The sequence below is a fragment of the Streptomyces sp. BR123 genome, from assembly GCF_013401435.1.
In the GTDB taxonomy this organism is placed as follows: Bacteria; Actinomycetota; Actinomycetes; order Streptomycetales; family Streptomycetaceae; genus Streptomyces.
Genome location: NZ_JACBGN010000535.1, coordinates 1 through 2,327, shown reverse-complemented (window position 1 = coordinate 2,327; position 2,327 = coordinate 1). Strand labels below are relative to the sequence as shown.

The 2,327-nt window shown below is 79.0% G+C and carries 1 protein-coding gene; it reads left to right on the top strand.

Going from position 1 to position 2,327, the window contains the following annotated elements; all coding sequences use genetic code 11:
• Nucleotides 1-474: 474 nt before the first annotated feature.
• Nucleotides 475-2,327: patatin-like phospholipase family protein (locus tag HYE82_RS36000; RefSeq protein ID WP_179178433.1), on the top strand; the 1,853-nt coding region annotated here is incomplete at its 3' end.

Sequence of the window (2,327 nt, the reverse complement as noted above, 5' to 3'; positions counted from 1 at the left end):
CCCCCGCCGCGCCCACCGGCCCCGCCGCCACCGCGGGCCCGGGCCGGACCGGGCACCAGGAGCCGTGGGACGACGAGCCGCCCCTCGACCCGGAGGAGACGGACCCGCCCTGGGACGACTGGGAATAAGCACCCCCGGGCAGCCCGGCGGCTGCGGCTGCCCGGCTGCGGCTGCACGTCCGCGGCTGCCGGGCCGCGGACGGGGCGGGCTCCTCCTCCTCGGAGTCCGCGCCGTCCTCCCGGGCCGGCCCGCCGTGCGCCGGGCACGGCGGGCGCAGCCGGGAGTCCTCGCAGCGGATCCGCCGGCGGACCTTCCCGGCCGTGGCTGCCGCCCCGTACGGATCCGACCGGCGTGGAACCCGGGTTGGTGCGAACTCCCGGCACCCCACGCGATTCCTGCCGCACCGCCCCCCGCTCCCGCCGGGTCCTCGCCGCGCGGGTGCGGCACGCCTGATCCCGGGCCAAGCTTGGGGGCATGAGCGACGACCCACAGGGCGGGCGCAGCTCCGAGCTGCGGCTCGCCCTCGCGATGCGGGGCGGGGTCGGCCTCGCCGGGTGGATGGGCGGGGCGTGCTGCGAGACGGCGGCCCTGAGGGCGGCGGCTCCGGATGCCGCGCCGGAGCCGGATGCCGCGCCGGAGCCGGGGACCTCGGAGCACCCGGACCCGGACCGGGGCCAGGGCCAGGACGGTTGTCAGGACCCCGGGCCGGGCGTCTACCGGGGCCTGCTGCAGGCCTGCGGCTACGACCACGTCGACATCGACGTCCTCGCCGGCACCGGCGCCGGCGGCCTCAACGGCGTCCTGATGTCCTGCCACCTCGTCTACGGCATGCCCTTCGGCAAGGGCGTCCGCGACCTGTGGCTGCGCCTCGGCGACCTCGAAGGGCTGCTCCGCCGCTCGCTCCCGTTCCGCCTGCCCGCCTCGCTCCTGCGCGGCGACGAGGTCTTCTACCGGGAGCTGCGCGCCTCCCTCGGCATGCTCGTCGACCAAGCCCCGCGGGACTGGAAGGCTCCCGCCTCGCTCCGGCTGATCCTGACCGCGACCCGGCTGCGGCCCCGCCGCGACTGGGTGCGCCCCACCCTCGGCCGGCCGCTGCTCGTCGGCCGCTCCAACGCCTGCTTCCGCTTCCGGCACCGCAGCGCCCTGACCGACTTCCCCGACGACACCACCGGCGCGGCCCGCGAGACCGCCCTGAACCGGCTCGCGTACGCCGCCCGCACCACGTCCTCCTTCCCCGGCGCCTTCGAACCGGGCCGGGTGTACGTCGGCAACGGCGCCCAGCCGTTCACCGACCCGCTGCCCGTGGACATGCGGGGCGTCAGCAGCGAGGCCGGCCACCCCGACGAGAACCTGGGCGGCTGCGCCGAGCTCATGGACGGCGGGCTGCTCGACACCCTTCCCGTCGCCTGGGCGGTCCGGGCAGTCGCCGCCGCCCCTGCGGACCGCCCGGCCGAGCGGTGGCTGCTGCTCCTCCAGCCCGTCCCGCCGTTCCCGCCGCCGCCCGAGCGCGGCACCGGCCGGCGCGTCCCACGGCTGGTCCGCACCGCCGCGGCCTCCCTGGCCGTCAAGACCGGCACCGAGTCCCTCCGCGACGACGTGCGGGAGCTGGAGGCCGCCGCGGCCGCGGCCCGGCAGCGGCTGTGCGCCGCCGGGGTGCTGCCCCCGGCCCTGGACGAGCTCCAGAGCACGGCCCTGGCCCGGCTGCCCGCGTACCGCGCGAAGGTCGGCGCCGCCGAGGCCGCCCGGCTGATCCGGCTGCTGGAGGACCCTGCCGAGGTGACCGGCCCGGACGGGCTGCCGCTGCCGGCCGGGCCCGGCCCGCTGGAGCCGCTGGATGCGACCGGCCCGGGCTCGGTCACCCTCTTCGGGCGGCTGCGCGCACCGGGTACCGCGGCCGGGCTGGTGCTGCCCGAGGGGCCCGGCGCGCTCCCCGAACCCGGCCACTCCCCGCTGGCCCTGGCCCGTACGGTGCGGCTGCTCATGGACTGGGTACGGGCCTGGGAGGCAGGCGGAACCCCGGTGGACCCGGCCCTGGCCGCGGACCTGCGGCGGCGGCTCTACGCGTTCCGCTTCGCCGTCGCCACGCTGATCGCGGCACGGGACCGGCTGCTGCTCGCCGCCTACCGCGACGAACTCGCCTCGGGCCTGGTCCCTTCCGACGCCGCCGCCCCGTACCGGGCCGCCACCCGTCGCCTCGGCACCCTGATGCCGGTCCTCCCGCCGCCCGGCGCCGACCCGGCGCAGTGGGACACCTGGGCGGTCGACCTGGCCCGGGCCGTGACCGCAGGCCCGCCGCCCCCCGCCCCAGCACCCGTGGTGCCGCGCGC